The sequence below is a fragment of the Paenibacillus sp. KACC 21273 genome, from assembly GCF_028736095.1.
GTDB lineage: Bacteria > Bacillota > Bacilli > Paenibacillales > Paenibacillaceae > Saccharibacillus > Saccharibacillus kyungheensis.
In genome coordinates this window covers 3,778,430-3,794,630 of record NZ_CP117876.1, presented here as the reverse complement: position 1 = coordinate 3,794,630, position 16,201 = coordinate 3,778,430, and the positions used below count along the sequence as shown (strand labels likewise).

The 16,201-nt window shown below is 39.3% G+C and carries 15 protein-coding genes; 9 read left to right on the top strand and 6 right to left on the bottom strand.

Features of this window, described 5'->3' with window-relative positions; genetic code table 11:
* Positions 1 to 24 precede the first annotated feature (24 nt).
* Both PQ460_RS16640 and PQ460_RS16635 read right to left on the bottom strand, forming a co-directional pair.
* On the bottom strand, positions 25 to 1,269 hold the full coding sequence (locus PQ460_RS16640) for a pectate lyase family protein (protein WP_274172950.1): 1,245 nt from the start codon (positions 1,267 to 1,269) through the stop codon (positions 25 to 27).
* 401 nt (positions 1,270 to 1,670) lie between these two features.
* On the bottom strand, positions 1,671 to 2,345 hold the full coding sequence (locus PQ460_RS16635; protein ID WP_274172949.1) for a 4'-phosphopantetheinyl transferase family protein: 675 nt from the start codon (positions 2,343 to 2,345) through the stop codon (positions 1,671 to 1,673).
* 107 nt (positions 2,346 to 2,452) lie between these two features.
* Here PQ460_RS16635 and PQ460_RS16630 point away from each other — a divergent pair, with 107 nt between their 5' ends.
* Together PQ460_RS16630 and PQ460_RS16625 are read left to right on the top strand one after the other, a co-directional pair.
* Entirely contained in the window at positions 2,453 to 3,307 is an 855-nt protein-coding gene (locus tag PQ460_RS16630) for an alpha/beta hydrolase (protein WP_274170500.1), read from the top strand.
* Between the two features lie 196 nt (positions 3,308 to 3,503).
* Positions 3,504 to 6,437 (top strand): PAS domain S-box protein, encoded by a 2,934-nt coding sequence (locus tag PQ460_RS16625; protein ID WP_274170499.1) that lies wholly within the window; start codon positions 3,504 to 3,506, stop codon positions 6,435 to 6,437.
* A 94-nt stretch (positions 6,438 to 6,531) separates the two neighbouring features.
* On the opposite strand, the gene PQ460_RS16620 is transcribed toward PQ460_RS16625, so the two are convergent.
* Positions 6,532 to 7,389 carry a DegV family protein gene (locus PQ460_RS16620; RefSeq protein ID WP_273615505.1) on the bottom strand — a complete coding sequence of 286 codons (858 nt, stop codon included), beginning with the start codon at positions 7,387 to 7,389 and terminating at the stop codon, positions 6,532 to 6,534.
* A gap of 178 nt (positions 7,390 to 7,567) precedes the next feature.
* Entirely contained in the window at positions 7,568 to 8,161 is a 594-nt protein-coding gene (locus PQ460_RS16615) for a hypothetical protein (protein WP_274170498.1), read from the bottom strand.
* A 117-nt stretch (positions 8,162 to 8,278) separates the two neighbouring features.
* Here PQ460_RS16615 and PQ460_RS16610 point away from each other — a divergent pair, with 117 nt between their 5' ends.
* Positions 8,279 to 8,662, top strand: a complete 384-nt coding sequence (locus PQ460_RS16610; protein WP_274170497.1) for a DUF423 domain-containing protein — start codon at positions 8,279 to 8,281, stop codon at positions 8,660 to 8,662.
* Between the two features lie 158 nt (positions 8,663 to 8,820).
* Here PQ460_RS16610 and PQ460_RS16605 read toward each other — a convergent pair whose 3' ends face one another.
* Positions 8,821 to 9,363 (bottom strand): hypothetical protein, encoded by a 543-nt coding sequence (locus PQ460_RS16605; RefSeq protein ID WP_274170496.1) that lies wholly within the window; start codon positions 9,361 to 9,363, stop codon positions 8,821 to 8,823.
* Between the two features lie 320 nt (positions 9,364 to 9,683).
* Positions 9,684 to 10,781 carry an S-methyl-5-thioribose-1-phosphate isomerase gene (gene mtnA / locus PQ460_RS16600; RefSeq protein ID WP_274170495.1) on the bottom strand — a complete coding sequence of 366 codons (1,098 nt, stop codon included), beginning with the start codon at positions 10,779 to 10,781 and terminating at the stop codon, positions 9,684 to 9,686.
* Positions 10,782 to 11,014: 233 nt separating this feature from the next.
* Between mtnA and PQ460_RS16595 the strand changes: the two genes are divergently transcribed.
* From PQ460_RS16595 to sufU, 6 genes are all read left to right on the top strand, one after another.
* On the top strand, positions 11,015 to 11,479 hold the full coding sequence (locus PQ460_RS16595; protein WP_204824853.1) for a Dps family protein: 465 nt from the start codon (positions 11,015 to 11,017) through the stop codon (positions 11,477 to 11,479).
* Between the two features lie 109 nt (positions 11,480 to 11,588).
* Complete coding sequence (locus PQ460_RS16590) at positions 11,589 to 12,185, top strand: DUF1802 family protein (RefSeq protein WP_274170494.1); 597 nt, start codon at positions 11,589 to 11,591, stop codon at positions 12,183 to 12,185.
* 248 nt (positions 12,186 to 12,433) lie between these two features.
* Positions 12,434 to 13,216, top strand: coding sequence for a Fe-S cluster assembly ATPase SufC (sufC, locus tag PQ460_RS16585; RefSeq protein WP_069326962.1), 783 nt, complete (start codon positions 12,434 to 12,436; stop codon positions 13,214 to 13,216).
* Positions 13,217 to 13,245: 29 nt separating this feature from the next.
* Positions 13,246 to 14,547, top strand: coding sequence for a Fe-S cluster assembly protein SufD (gene sufD / locus PQ460_RS16580; protein WP_273615511.1), 1,302 nt, complete (start codon positions 13,246 to 13,248; stop codon positions 14,545 to 14,547).
* Entirely contained in the window at positions 14,544 to 15,764 is a 1,221-nt protein-coding gene (locus PQ460_RS16575; protein ID WP_274170493.1) for a cysteine desulfurase, read from the top strand. The genes sufD and PQ460_RS16575 overlap by 4 nt, the downstream gene beginning before the upstream one ends.
* Positions 15,754 to 16,179 (top strand): Fe-S cluster assembly sulfur transfer protein SufU, encoded by a 426-nt coding sequence (gene sufU / locus PQ460_RS16570; RefSeq protein ID WP_273615513.1) that lies wholly within the window; start codon positions 15,754 to 15,756, stop codon positions 16,177 to 16,179. The genes PQ460_RS16575 and sufU overlap by 11 nt, the downstream gene beginning before the upstream one ends.
* Positions 16,180 to 16,201: the final 22 nt, after the last annotated feature.

Genomic DNA, 16,201 nt, shown 5'->3' with positions numbered 1-16,201 from the left:
CTTATTTGATAGATACAACTTAGATTAGAGTTTACCAGCGCCTGCTTGAGCAGTCACAGTAGCCTTGACAGTCGTAGAAGCAGCAATTGCATCATACAACGTAGGCGTCCAACCTACATCTGTACTCAGACCTGCACTGGTAGCAGCATTAATAGCGACTCCATTTAACAAAGTGCCTGTATCATACAGTGCGGTGCCTTTAAGCGGACTTGCGACTTGATCTGCGGTTAGACCTGTTACATCAATCACATTATTTTGAGCGTAGATTTTGGAAGATTTGCCAATACCCCAGATATACAGGGTAGCATAAGCGCCTGTAGTACTGCCTTGATAATAATTGTTATACACATGAATTTGTCCATAGCGTACGCGAGGGGTACGTTGAACTGTATTTTTATAATAATTATGATGCAAAGTAGCACGTAGTTTACCTTCATCACTGGTTGTACTATCGCTTGAACCGATAATCGTAGTTTTGTCATGATCATGGAAATAGTTATAAGACAGAGTTAATAGATCAGCACCATTACTCATATCTACAGCACCATCATGATGTTGATATTCACGACCATAATATTCTCCATTGCCACTATCAGGATGAGCACCATCGTCAAATGTACAATGATCTATCCATAAATGAGTAGCCCCTTTGATCGTGATACTATCATATTCAGAATTCCAATTGCCTGTACTGCCATCTGTAGGGTCCCATGATGGAAAATAATCATAAGCATCTTGAAATTCAATATTACGAATAATAATATTGTCTGTACCGCTTTTCACCTGAAAATTAACACCATTGATGATAGCATTGGTACCTTTACCTACAATCGTAGTGTTGGAAGGGATGGTAATACTTATTCGGCTAGCTTGATTTTTTTGCGAAGCTTTACGAGCGTCTTCCTGTGTACCGGAAGGAACTTTAGACATTCCCCATGTTGCCGGATCATAAGCTTTGAGATAAGCATTAAAATCATAGCCAGCGTCTTTATAATCATTGGCACCGAGTGGTTGGTTGTTATCATCTACATTGATATTAATTGTACCGCTTACATAAATGATTTTAGGAGTAGTATTAGTAGCACTTCCAAGCGCATCCACTAACTGTTTGCGATTAGTTACAGTGAATATATTCGCAGTGGTTGCTTTGGCACCGCCTGTAGTTCCACCAGAATAAGCTGCCCAGCCATTTTTAGTTCCTAATGTTTCTTTGCCTATATCTGTAGCCGCTTGTACCGAAGGATTCCAGACTGCTATTGATGAGAACATTAATAATGTAGCTAATCCTATACTCCATTTTTTATGCATACATCTTATTCCTCCTTGAGTATATACAATCGTATCAATATCATAAGCAAGACAATAGTAAGCGCGACAAGTGAATAAGCAGATGAGGTTAAAAAGAAAGCCCGGGTACTTTTTTCTAACCACCTATACAGCGTAATCATTTTTACATAAAGTGACAATATAAGAATAAATACGTAAATATAAGTGTAAATGATTACATATAGAAAACAAAAAAAAGACCTTTGTTATAGAGGATATATCACAAAGATCCTTTTAAATCATAGGAATTAGATGTTATGATTATAGAAGTGTATAATACATAGTTATACAAATTGCATAAAAATAAACTTAAATTTGAACTAAATGCTCCCATATGTATAAAATTACGGAATTAGTTCAGTCCAATCTAGCATCACGAGCGGAAGAGGACCTAACGGTTCTGCTGCACAGACGGCTAATTTGTACTGTGAATCGATAGAAATATGACGGAAAAAACTTGGGGTGTCGATTGGTTTCGTAGAAGTCACTTGATAGTTTTGGATATCATCTTGCAAAATAGAGAATGAATCTAACGGAATCGAAAGCCCTTTGCCTACAAATTTGATGTAGCTTTCTTTTAATGTCCATAATTCATAAAAAGTCTGTAGCTGTCGATCTTCCGGTGCATTCAATACCAATTGATATTCATCAGGAGTATAGAATCGCTTGGCTATTCCAAAATCTATCGGACGTACCTGTTCAATATCAATACCTACGGGAACATCACCATCAACACATACAATCCAGTTACCTGCATGGGATACATTAAAATGAATATGGGGATAGTTGCGTAAGTAAGGCTTGCCATACTTATTTTTGTCTAACTGAATCTGATCATCTTGCAAATGATAATGGGTACGTAATCTATATAAAATAAGCAGTTCTCCTATTAATCCACGCTGAGCATCTTGCTGTCGAACAAATTTCAAAGAAGCTTCTTTTCTTGCAGATGATACTTTACTACGTAACCTATCCATATCTTCTAACGATAATAAATCAGGCAGATGTATCCCTGTCACTGTAATCAATCTCTCGTCTCCCCACTTTCGAGTTTGGCTCTATTGCTATATAAAGAAATGGTTCTGTTGTCTAAATTATACAATATCATTTTCAAGGAGGAAACATTGTGCCAGAAATCAAACATTTAGCTCATCAGACCGAGGACGGTTATTTTGTTCAGTTGATTCCAGACGTTCAATTTGCTCGTTTTGCAAATGGACAATCATTAAAAATGAATATCTTGCGTCCGGTTTCTCATTTACCGTTGCCATTAATCGTCTGGGTGGTCGGTGGAGCTTGGGTAGATATCGATCCTTACAAACATATTCCTGCTCTTTCCAAATTAGCCCGTCAAGGATATGTGATCGCTTGTGTAGAATACCGAACAGTCAACAAAGCTCCTTTTCCTGCGCAATTAGAAGATATCAAAACAGCGATTCGTTTTTTACGTGCTCATGCGCTTGATTATCATATCGATCCAGAACATATCGGCATCTGGGGACACTCCGCAGGTGCTCATTTATCTGCATTAGTAGGTGTAACTGGAGACCAATCCGAATGGGATCAACAAGGACAATGGCAAGGTTATTCCAGTAATGTCAAAGCGGTAGTCGATTTTGCAGGTCCGGTTGATATTCAGGCAGATTTCCAGAGTGAATACGAATTGCCTGTAATCTCGTTACTGATGGGTGGACCTTTACGACATAAAATAGACACAGCAGATCAATCCAATCCGATTCATCATCTTGCTTCTCATATTCCTGCTCAAGTACCGCCGTTTTTGATTATGCATGGAGATCAAGATCAAGTGGTACCACTACGTCAAAGTCAGTTTTTGTATGATGCGTTAGCAGCGATGTCTGCGGAAGTGGATCTATATATTTTGGAAGGTGTCGGTCATTCTTCGACTACTTTTATGACTCGAAATGATGTACTTGAAATTGTAAGTGAATTTTTTGCGCTACATTTGAAAGGATCATGACCAATATAGGTTAATAGTAAAGTAGGCCATCATCACCAGTCCAAACAGTTCATCATTGCTTTACATTAAGGGCATAAGAAAGATTGAGAGGGATAGACCATTGGACAATCATGAACATGAAATTCTTCAAAACCTGATATCTGAAAGTGGTGCGTACCGATCTCTTTTTGAATACCACCCTGATGCGATATACGTTATGGACAAAAAGGGAAATTACATTTATATCAATCCAGGTGTAGAGAAGATTTCAGGTTATACCATAGATATGCTAAAACATGTTGATAACAATAGAATTTTTGGAGAAGAACGTACTGATATACGTTCTCCCTATGTTGCAGAAGTATTGGAGGGCAAATCTGTTCAATTTCAGACTCAAATTTACCATCGAGAAGGGCATTTGATTGATCTAGATGTTACATATACACCGATCGTAATTCAGGAAGAAATTGTAGGGATTTATGGAATTGCCAAAGATATTACTTCACGCAACAATATCGAACAAAAGTTCAAAGAAGCTGAACGGATGTATCGATTAATTTCTGAAAATGCAGATGATTTGATTACTTGCTCGGATGCAGAAGGTAGAATTACATATATTTCACCCTCTGTAGAAAAGATTCTAGGGTATTTACCTTCAGAATTAATACAAATGTTATCTACCGATTTAATCTATCCAGAAGATATTTTGCAGTTAGAACCTCCATTTCAATCTCGCAAAGCGGTTGAGATTCGTTGTATATGCAAAGACAAAACGTATAAATGGATCGAACTTACAGTCAAAGCGATTACAGATGAGCATGGAGAAATATGTCAATATATGGGGATAGGACGCGATATTACTGCCCGTAAGCAATCGGAAGAAGAACTTCGCAAAAGTGAAGAACGATTAGCGCTGGCACAAAGTATCGCAGGCTTTGGATACTGGGATTGGAATTTGGACACACAGGAATTAATCTGTTCAGAGCAATTTCTAGCTATTTTAGGATTAGAATCTCCATCTGCTAAATTGTTATATCGTCATTTTTTGGCAATGGTACATTATGATGATCGTGATAAAGTACGGACTGCTTTTCGGCAATCGGTTGCTCAAGAACATATCAATATCGAATGTAGACTGGTCGATCGCACTAATCAGATCAAAACAGTGAATATTCAGGGAACTCTGGTGACCGATGATCAAGATGGTACACGCCAAATCGTAGGTACTATTCAAGACATAACAGAAAGTCGTCTAATGGAAGATCTGATTCGTGAAAGTGAACGGCAATATCGTATGCTGTCCAATAATACATTGGACTTGATTTCTTCGCATACCGCAGACGAACATTTGAGTTTTGTATATACATCTGCTTCTGTGAAAAAGTTACTTGGTTATACAGGCGAAGAACTGATCGGCAAAAGTGCTTATCTTTTTTATCATCCTGAAGATTTTCAAAATGTACGCGATTATATCAACGGGATTACAACGGTCACAGAGCACAATGAGCAACAGACGGTACATTATCGTTTTCAACACAAAGCAGGTCATTATATCTGGTTAGAGAGTACAGCAACGTACACTCCTAGTCAGGTTGAAGGAATCAAGGGCACAGTGATCGCTGTATCCAGAGATGTAACCGATCGGAAATTAGCTGAACAGCGTCTACAAGAAAGCGAACAGCGTTACAAATCACTTGTCGAATACAATCCTTCGGGTGTCTATACATTTGATCTACAAGGTCGTTTATTTAATCTTAATCCTGTTGCCGAAATTCAAAGTGGATATGATCGCACAGAACTAAAAAATATCTACTTTGCCGAGTTGATTCATTCTGATCTACGTGAGCAAGCATTAGATCATTTCAACAAAGCCAAAATGGGATTACCACAAAATTACGAGACGACTTTAGTACATCATACCGGTCATCAAATAGAAGTGAATATTACAAATGTACCTATTATCGTAAGTGGCGAGATTACAGGTGTATTCGGAATAGCGACAGATATTACAGAAAGCAAAAAGTATGTCGAACAGATTAAAAAGATCAGTGATGAGTACAATTTAATTTTGAGTTCTGTCTCAGAGGGCATTTATGGAGTAGATACTGAAGGTAATGGTATCTTTTTGAATGCAGCAGCATCTTCTATGTTAGGCGTGTCCAAAGAAGAATTTATAGGATCGCCTGTACACGATGTGTTAATGCATACCAGAGCAGATGGAGAGCCGTATGCTCTTGCCCATCATCCAGTAGAGTTAACGATGCAAGACAGCATTTCAAGACGGGTAACAGAAGATGTGTTTTTTCGCCGCGATGGTTCTAGCTTTTTTGCTTCTTATCAGACCAATGCGTTGCGAGATCGAGATCAGATTATAGGTGTAGTGGTTGTGTTTAGCGATCGCACGAATGAGAAAGCAATTATCGAAGCAAAAGAATCGGCAGAGCGGGTTGCTTATGCGAAGTCACAATTTATTTCGATGATGAGCCATGAGATTCGTACACCGATGAACGGGATTGTCGGTATGGCTGAATTGATGCTTGATCTTGATCTCAATGAAGAACAAGCCAGTTATATTCATATTATTCGCCAGAGTGGTAATGAATTGATGCAGATTATTAATGATATTATGGATGTGCATCGACTGGAAAATGGAAATGTAGAACTGGAACAAAATGTATTCGATCTTCATGAGTTAATCAATGAAGTTTATCAATGGTTTTTACCTACAGCCCAAAGTAAACATCTGCGATTCGAAAAAAATATAGAGCAGGAAGTTCCCAAACTCGCTCGCGGCGATATGCCTCGCATTAAGCAGGTACTGGTCAATATTATCGGTAATGCGATTAAGTTTACAGAAAAAGGAAATATTCGGATTAGCGCTGGCATTTCTTATATGTCGCAAGATGATGGAATGATGTTGCACTTCCGCATTACGGATACAGGCATAGGCATACCAGCAGATAAATTAAATGAATTATTTCATTCATTCTCGCAGGTACATCCGGTTATGAATCGGCGTTATGGAGGAACAGGACTAGGATTGTTTATTTGCAAAAATCTGATCGAGCTGATGAATGGAACGATTGGAGTCGAAAGTCAAGAACATCATGGATCTACATTCTATTTTAGTATTCCATTACAACTGAATTAAATATAAATAAACCTGTTAAGAGGCATACCATCAACGATGCTTCTTAACAGGTTTTTTGCATATAACTAATGAACAGTTAGCGTCTAGTACTGAATCAATCCATTTTTCTAGCATACATAATAGCGATAGTCTGAGGGCCACAATGACTGGAAATCACACATCCAGCTTCAGTAATCATAACTTGACGAGCATCGGTTTGTTCACGCAATACAGCTTGCATATGTCTTGCTTCTGCTTCTGCAAATGAGTGAACTACAAAAATAACATCTTGATCGATAGCATGTCGATGAGCCAGTGTATTGCGAAGAAGTTGTTCGACTGCTTTTTCACGCTTGCCTCGTATTTTATAAGCTGGCACAAGTGTACCCTGTGTAGTCACTTGAATAACCGGACGAATTTTGAGCAAGCTACCAATCAAGTTTTGCATTCCAGAACAGCGTCCACCTTTGTACAAATATTCTAAAGAGTCGATAGCGAACTCGGTCTCTATTTGTGAACGCATGTATTCAAGTAACTGTACGATCTCTGTAACCGATTGCTGTTGATGGATCGCTTGAACAGCTTTCATAACTAATAAGCCGATCGAGCTGGATAAATTTAAAGAATCAACGATAGTGACCGCACCTGCGGGAAATGTATTTGCGGCAAGATGTGCATTCGCATACGTAGAAGAGAGCGCAGAGGACAGACTAATATAAATAATCGTGTCACCATTGTCAATAACAGGCTGAAACGCTTGAATAAAATCAGCCGGGGAAGGTGCAGACGTTTTGGGTGTTTGTCCGGTCTGTTTTACTTTTTCATACAATTCGGCTGGGGTGATATCTATACCATCTCTGTATACTTCATCATTAAAATTCACATATAAAGGTACGACACCGATCTGATTTTCCTGTAACCATGTTTTCGGCAAATCGCAAGTACTATCTACAAACATACGAATAGATGTCATAATAATCTCCTGTCTTTCAATCGAATCCAATTATTCTATATACCTATAAGCATACATTCTAATAGTATATCATGATTCACAGTATACAAAAAAGCAGATAGTGACTGCTATCCACAAGAATAGAAGTTACTACCTGCTACTAATAGTACTGATCACTTACTCTAATCACACACCGCTTTTAATAATTACCTTCTGAAAAGATACCAAGAAGCAACGAAAGTAATAGGAATGCGGCTGGAAGAGCATTTAACACTACGCCAAGGATTGCAAAAATTTTGCGACGTTGCTTGATGCAACAACCAACAATACCTAATACAAGCCCGGTAAAGTTAGCAAAGATCATAAATCCCCAGATCAAAATAAGTACAACCAGTCCGCCTAACATGCCAGACATCCATGCGGTAATATTTTCTTCATCTAACATTTCCAAAGAAGTCCCTGTACTTCCAACAGCAGAAGCAACCATAATGACAGCAATAACTACCAAAATAATATTGATCACAATCGTAGATAGTCCAATCACAAAAGAAGCTACGCCTAATTTGGAATGAGGCCATTTTTGACCGGGTGGCAACGCATATGGATCATTCACGTTATACTGGTTATAATCAGGATAGTGCGGTGGAGCGGTAGTTGAAGCATAATCTTCTCTAACAGGCTCTGATACTAATGGATCTCTAAATTCATTATCTTGAGCTGGATCAGAATTCGTATCCGTATCTTTTTTCAAGTTAGGAAATGATGAATTGCGTTTTGGATCATAAGGGTCCATAAATGTAATCTCCTTTACAGTATATGTATGTACCGTTACTTTTTCATAATTTCCTCACAAATGCAAGTATTTGAGTAAGGTATAATCAAAATAAACAGATTAGCAGGAGGCATATTCATGCAACGCACATATTTAATTATCGGCTCTATTCTAGGAATGATTGGAGTAGGGATCGGCGCTTTTGGTGCTCATTTATTAGAACCTATTATTGGCGCACAATTAATGCAGACATTCAAAACAGGGGTAGAATATCACTTTGTACATACATTAGCGATTATTCTGGTCGCTATTTTAGCAGGAGTGATTGGTGAATCGAGTCTATTACGCTGGGCAGGTCGATTGTTTACGGTCGGTGTTATTATTTTCTCAGGCAGTCTATATGTATTGAGTATCACTGGAATCAAAGTGTTAGGGGCGATTACACCTATAGGTGGATTATGTTTTATCGCCGGTTGGTTCATGCTAGCGCTAGTCGGTGCTAAATACGGCAAACGTGCGTAAAAGGTATAGATACTAGCATTTGCTTCAAATAATTACTTCTAATCGTAAGATAGTCAAATCATAAAGTAATCAAAAAAAGCGTTCTTCTCTGTAAAAGAGAAGAACGCTTTTTTTTGATCATTGTCTTTACCAAAAGAATACATGTGCAAGAAAACGATTTAAGTATGTTGAAAATCATCAATCTCATTCAATTTGAAAGTATACACTTGTTTTTCATCTACATGATATACACTAATCGTTTGATTTTCATTATCAAAATTTAAGATACGACAAGGTATCGAGAAACGATCACCACGATTGTTAATCGTTAAGCGTACCAATGTATTATCTTTGATGTAAAGAGCTAACCAGCTGTTCATATCGTTTTCAATTTTTTCATGCAAGATAGCCGCTGATTTCGCTTCTTGTTTTTGTTTTTCAAGTTTTTTGACCAGTGACGCGGTTTGAGCTGTAATCGTTTGTTTGCTTTCAGATATACTTGAGATATCTAAAGGCGTTTGTTGTTTAGTTTTATCTTTCAAAGAACTTTCAATCTTTTGTCCAAGTTTGATGCCAGAAACGACTCTAAAATCCGCCAATTCTTCGTGATTATTGAGAATTTCAAGCAGTTTTTGAAGAGCAACAGCGTTGTTTCGACCAGAGATCATCAGGTCAACGTTAAATAAAAATTCGGCTTCGTCGTTAGTTGGCTTTTTATCCATGATTCTCCCATCTCACTTATCCTATCAGAATATTAAAATTTTTTTACAATTCATTATAACCTAGCATTTTTAAAATGAAGCATATCATGTGTAAATACTTCGGAACCTATTATTATTGTATCAACAAGCAAACACATATGAACCATAGAAATGTAAGCCTTATCTATACCTTTTATCGGATGGGTTGTCGAAATATGTTACAAAAATATATTGTATTTCGGGGCAAAAAGACCGGTATCCTATCGGACCCGGTCGGCTCAACAAAATCATACGTGATGCAAAGCAGATATCACATTATACGGACATAATATGAGTATGGATTACACTTCAAATATATTTCTTAGACCTTCTTCATACGAAGGATAAACAATACCTTTTTCAGTGATAATTGCAGTTACGTATTCGTTAGGTGTTACATCAAATGCCGGGTTAAACACTTTGATATCTTGTGGAGCAGTACGCTTGCCAAATCCTTCAGTTACTTCTTCCGCAGAACGTTCTTCAATCGGAATTTCAGCACCGCTGGCAGTTGATAGGTCAATAGTAGATAAAGGGCAAGCTACATAGAATGGAATATTGTGTGCTTTCGCCAAAACAGCAACACTATACGTACCGATCTTATTCGCTACATCACCATTAGCAGCTACACGGTCTGCACCTACGATAACCGCTTGAATCCAACCTTTAGACATCACCATACCTGCCATATTGTCACAGAGAAGCGTAACATCAATACCTGCTTGTTGCAATTCAAATGCTGTTAGACGAGCACCTTGAAGCACAGGACGAGTCTCATCGGCATAGACTTTTAAGTTGATTCCTTTTTCATGAGCAAGATACATAGGAGCAAGTGCTGTACCGTATTTGGCAGTAGCCAGTCCACCTGCATTACAGTGCGTCAATACACCCATACCATCGCTAAATAAAGGCAGTGCATGTTCACCAATCATCCGGCATACTTCTTCATCTTCCACATGAATAGCTATTGCTTCTTCTAAAAGACCTGCATTGCGATCAGCAGTTGTACTGGCTTGTTCTGCTAATTGATGAGCTTTTTTGTTCATACGATCTAAAGCCCAGAACAAGTTAACAGCAGTGGGACGAGACTCAGCCAGATAAGCAGCCGTTTTGAGCACATGTTTGAGCCAGTGGTCTGCATCTTCGCCTTTATATTCCCATGAGCCTAGAACAACGCCATACGCCGCAGAGATACCGATAGCAGGTGCTCCGCGTACTTTCATCGAGCGAATAGATTCAAAGACTTGCTCGGACGTAAATAATTCAAGCATTATAATTTCATCCGGCAATAACCGTTGATCAAGCATTAGTAATTTATCGTTATCCCAACGCAATGATAATAGAGGTTCAAATGGCGCTTTAACTGGATTCTCATCCGAAGTTGAAAATGATGGATTCATATAAAGAAACACTCCTTGTCCTATATATCGTCAAACATACATCTTATTCATAACCAACACTTAAATAGTAAACGTTAAAATATAGGATATCGGAAAAGAAAGGATTTGCACAGTCTTTTTTCAATATCTATTTGTTTCGTAAATGAAATACAAGGGTAATTTGTAAACAGACGAGGCTGAGGATAGAAAGTCTCCATACTTAAACCTAAATGAAGAAAGAGGGATAACTAATCATGACGAATACAACTAACAAAGGTCAAACTAAAAAAGTTGAAGAACTTCTAAATTTACAGGTTGCTAACCTGAATGTATTATATGTAAAAATTCATAATTTCCACTGGTATGTAAAAGGTGAAAACTTCTATACATTGCATATCAAATTCGAAGAATTGTACAACGAAGTAACGTTGAAAATGGATGAAATCGCTGAGCGTCTATTGACTCTTAAAGGTTCACCAGCTGCAACGTTAAAAGAATATTTGGAACTAGCTACTATTCAAGAAGCGAACGGAACAGAAGATGCGCGTACAATGGTACAAACATTGATCGAAGACTTCGCTACAGTGAATGAGCAATTCCAAGAAACAATCGAATTGGCAGAAGAGGCTGATGATCAACCAACAGCAGATATGTTGATTGCATTCAAAGCAGATCTTGAAAAACACATGTGGATGCTTCGTTCTTTCTTGGGTAACTAATCCCCTCTCAGATGTACTGCATAAGTGTCACCCTGCTACATTGAAGTCCTTCACATCTGCGATATAATAGGTGATAACAAACCGTTACAGAAAGTGAGGGCGACGATGGATGGCGGAATCAGTATTGGCTTTAAAAGAATGGGCTTCGGTTATTCAGGCGTTGGAGCAAGGAACACAGATACTTTTGATGCGCAAAGGTGGCATTGTTGAAGAAACACGCCACTTTGAATTGAAAGATCATTCCTTTTACTTATATCCAACTTATGAGCACCAACGTCGTGAATTGCTCAAATCTCAATATAATCATTTGGTAGACGAATCACTTAACGGCTGGTCTCCTGATACGAGATCAGCTGGTATTCGTCTGTATGCAGAAGTGACCGATGATTTGGAAATATTCGAGCAAGACCAGCTAGATGCTTTACTGGACCAGCATATCTGGACAGATACGTTTGCCGAAGAACGTTTGCATTGGAAAAGAAAAAGTCCGCTTCATTTACTGATTGTGCGGGTATATATACTTGAACGACCGATAGAGATCCCTGTGCAGGACCAGTACCTGGGCTGCAAATCATGGATTTCTATACCAAGTGGTCTGGTGACGAGCGAATTGACGCCGGTGCTGGACGCTGCGGAGTTTGAGCGAATGAGAACTGTCATTTTGCAAGCTTTGCAACAGGCGGGACATTCTACAAGGCTTGACTGAGTGATCGGTCAGGTCTTTTTTGCATGGTGTAAGATTACGCGTTTCATTGCGACTACTTCAAATTTATTATAAAATAACTTGAGAATCGTTGAGAATCAGTTTAGAATGGTTCTAAGAGAGATTTATTCTTAGACTTTATCTAAATGTCTTTTTATGTTTCGTACATCAGAGAAGTTGTGTCACTATACTCTCTGTTGACAGATATAGATCCAACCAAACTACTTATTTCACTGGAGGTCAAAACTATTATGGCAACGAATTTCGTCATTGAAGGTTTGAAAGCAACAATCGACAATAAGGAAATCCTTAAAGGGATTAACCTTTCAATGAAAGGTGGAGAAATCCACGCAATCATGGGACCTAACGGTACAGGTAAAAGTACACTAGCATCTGCTTTGATGGGACATCCTAAATATGAAGTAACTGAAGGAACAGTCACTTTAGATGGTGAAGATGTGTTGGAAATGGAAGTAGATGAGCGTGCTCGTGCAGGTCTGTTCTTGGCGATGCAATATCCAAGTGAAATCACAGGCGTAACAAACTCTGACTTTTTGCGTAGTGCGATCAATGCACGTCGTGAAGAAGGTAAAGAGATTTCATTGATCAAATTTATCCGTCAAATGGAAGGAAGCATGAAAGAGCTAGACATGAATGCTGAATTCGCACACCGTTACTTGAACGAAGGTTTCTCCGGTGGTGAGAAAAAACGTAACGAAATTTTGCAAATGTTATTGCTTGAGCCAAAATTAGTTATCCTAGATGAAATTGACTCTGGTCTTGATATTGATGCTCTTAAAATTGTAGCAAACGGCGTAAACAAAATGCGTAATGAAGATCGTGGATTCTTAATCATTACTCACTATCAACGTCTACTTGATTATATTACTCCTGACTATGTACACGTAATGATGCAAGGTCGTATCGTGAAGTCCGGTGGCCCTGAATTAGCTGCTCGTCTTGAAGCAGAAGGTTACGATTGGGTTAAAGAAGAACTTGGTATTACAGACGAAACTGTAGGTCAAGAAGCGTAAAACACTGTACGGAAGGAGGAGCTAATAACATGACATTGCAAACGATACTTCCATTAAATCTGGAAGCTCTTAAATCATTATCTCAACAAAAGAACGAACCAGCATGGTTGACTGAGAACCGTTTGAAAGCACTTGAACTTGCTTCCAAACTTGAACTTCCTAAACCGGAAAAAACCAAGATCGACAAATGGGATCTTTCGGATTATGGAACTTATCAGGCACCTGTTAAAGTATCAACATTAGAAGAGTTGCCTACATTGATCAGTGCACTGGTTGAAGGCAATGAATCCGATAACCTGATTGTACAAAAAGATTCAGGTGCGATTTTCTCTAGTCTATCTGATGAATTGAAAGCACAAGGTGTTATTTTTACAGATTTGGAAACAGCTGCTCGTGAACACGAAGAGTTGGTGAAGCCTTATCTAACAACAGTCGTTGCACCTGACGAGCATCAATTGACAGCTCTTAATGCAGCAATGTGGAATGGTGGAGCATTCTTGTACGTTCCTAAAAACGTAGAAGTTAATATTCCTGTACAAGCGATCTTTTTAACTGAAAATGCTGGTGCTACTTTTGCACCTCGTATTCTAGTTGTCGCTGATACAAACAGTTCTGTAACGTATGTAGATAACTATATTTCCGCAGGAGACGATGTTCGTGTCCATAACGGTGTAGTTGAAATTGTTGCTAAAGCAGGCGCTAAAGTTCGCTATGCAACAGTTCACCAATTCGGTGGCAGTACGACAGATATGAGTTACCGTCGCGCAATCACTGAAAACGATGCTTCTATTGAATGGATCATCGGTGAAATGAACGATGGCAACACAGTTACAGATACAGCAACAGTGCTTAAAGGAAATGGTTCAACTTCTGATGCCAAAATCATTGCTGTAGGTTCTGGTTCTCAACGTTTAAACTATACAACCAAAGCGGTTCATTTTGGTAAAGATACAACAAGCCAAATGATCACTCGTGCTGTTATGCGCGAATCTGCGAATGCTATCATTAATGGTATTACCAAAATCGAACATGGTGCAACTCGTTCGAATGGTGAGCAGACTGAAAAAGTATTGATGTTGAGTCCAAAAGCTCGCGGTGACGCGAACCCGATTCTTTTGATCGACGAAGATGATGTTATGGCAGGACACGCAGCATCTGTAGGTCAGGTTAACCCTGAACAAGTTCATTACTTGATGTCGCGTGGTATTACTCGTCCAGAAGCAGAGCGACTGATTATCTACGGTTTCCTGGCTCCAGTCGTATCGGATATTCCTTTGGAACGTTTGCAGACTCGTTTGCAGGAACTGGTTGAAAGGAAGCTAGGTCAGTGAACCCAGCTATCCGCGAGCAGTTTCCGATTTTACATCAGGAAGTAAACGGACATCCGCTTGTCTATCTAGATAATGCAGCAACCTCTCAGAAGCCACAGGTTGTACTGGATGCGCTCAATCATTATTATGAGCACGATAACTCCAATGTACACCGCGGCGTTCATACACTGGGAACACGGGCGACTGACGCTTATGAAGGCGCTCGTGAAAAGATTGCTCGCTTTATTAATGCAGGACGCAGTGAAGAAATTATCTTTACGCGTGGTACAACAACAGCACTCAATCTAGTGGCTTCTTCTTATGGTCGTCCTCGTCTACAACCAGGGGACGAAATCGTGATTACACCGATGGAACATCATAGTAATCTGATTCCATGGCAACAATTAGCCAAGGCAACAGGAGCAACACTTCAATATATTCCACTACAACCAGATGGTAATATTGATCTGGCTGACGTGGAAAAAGTAATTAACAGCAAAACAAAGATTGTCTCGGTCGTCTATGTATCTAACGTGCTTGGTGTCGTCAATCCAGTCAAAGAAATTGCTGAGATTGCTCACCGTCATGGTGCGATTATGGTCGTAGATGGTGCACAAAGTACACCGCATATGAAAGTCGATGTACAAGATCTGGATTGTGATTTTTACGCATTTTCCAGTCATAAAATGTGTGGACCTACTGGATTTGGAGCTCTATATGGTAAGCGTCAATTGCTTGCTCAAATGGAGCCGATCGAATTCGGTGGTGAGATGATTAATGATGTGGGATTATACGAATCCGACTGGAAAGACGCTCCGTGGAGATTTGAAGGCGGTACGCCGATTATCTCTGGAGCGGTTGGACTGGGAGCAGCGATTGATTTCCTGACTGAAATTGGAATGGATGAAATCGAAAAGCATGAAGCGCATCTTGCCAATTATGCGATGGAACGTATGTCTCAGATCGAAGGTTTGACGATTTATGGACCTGCTAAGCGTAAAGTCGGTATTGTAACGTTCAATCTGGATGGTGTTCATCCTCACGATCTTGCAACTGTACTTGATACGTTCGGGGTAGCTATTCGTGCTGGACATCATTGCTGTCAGCCATTAATGAGATGGCTTGGAGCAAGTTCTACGGCACGCGCAAGCTTTTACCTGTATAATAATGAACAAGACGTAGATCGTTTGATCGATGCGTTGGTTCAGACGAAGGAGTATTTTGGCGATGAAACTTGATGATCTCTACCGCCGTGTGATTATGGATCACTACAAAAATCAACGTAACCGCGGTGCTTTTGAAGACGGAGCGATGACGGTTGAACTGAACAACCCAACCTGTGGTGACCGAATATCTCTACAACTTTTGGTGGAAGATAACAAAGTGAAAGATGCCAAATTTTCTGGAGACGGTTGTTCAATCAGTATGGCTTCCGCTTCAATGATGACAGAAGCTGTAAAAGGCAGAACTTATGAAGAAGCACTTGAACTTGCAGACCGCTTCTCTGCTCTCATGAAGGGCGAAGATGTGGAATTTGAAGAATACGAAGAGATCGAAGCCCTATCTGGAGTAAATAAATTCCCTGCTCGCATCAAGTGTGCTACGTTGGCCTGGAATGCCCTACGCAAGGGAATTGCCACAGAAGACAACTAAAATCTTCACAAATTAGATGGGG